The organism is Aquipuribacter hungaricus, assembly GCF_037860755.1.
GTDB lineage: Bacteria > Actinomycetota > Actinomycetes > Actinomycetales > JBBAYJ01 > Aquipuribacter > Aquipuribacter hungaricus.
Genome location: NZ_JBBEOI010000536.1, coordinates 1 through 567, shown reverse-complemented (window position 1 = coordinate 567; position 567 = coordinate 1). Strand labels below are relative to the sequence as shown.

Below are 567 nucleotides of genomic sequence, written 5' to 3'. Positions count from 1 at the left end.
GGCCAGGCTCCCGGCAGCCCCGGTGCCCCCGGCGCGGGTGCCGCCCCGGACGCGCCCGAGCCGCCGGACCCGCGGGCCAGCGCGACGGTGGCGCTCCCGGCCGTCCCCGGTGGGCACGCCGACCCCGGCTCCGGGGTCACGGTCGAGGTCGTGCGGCGCACCTGGGACCAGGTGGTCGACCGGCTGCGGACGATCCGGCGCCTCACGTGGACGCTGGTCAGCGAGAACGCGCAGGTCCTCGCCCTCGACAGCACCAGCCTGACGCTCGGCTTCCCCACGCAGGGCCTGGCCGACGCCTTCAACCAGCGCGGCCACTCCGACTGCGTCAAGGAGGCACTGCTGGAGACCCTCGGCGTCGACCGCAAGGCCGTCGGCGTCGTCGGCGGCCGGGCCAGCGGCGTGGTCCCCGAGCTCGTCGACGACGGCCCGACCGACGAGGGCCCGGAGCCCGAGCACGTCGCCGGTGCCGACGGCGCCCCTCCCGCCGACGACGGCTGGCCCACGGTGACGGGTCCCAGCGCCCGGCCCGCGCGCGGCGCGCGCCCGGCAGCGGGTACAAGTCGGGGG

General features: G+C 79.0%; 1 pseudogene. It reads left to right on the top strand.

The features are described from left to right. Nucleotides 1–567: pseudogene (locus tag WCS02_RS21045) on the top strand (hypothetical protein); the annotation flags it as partial.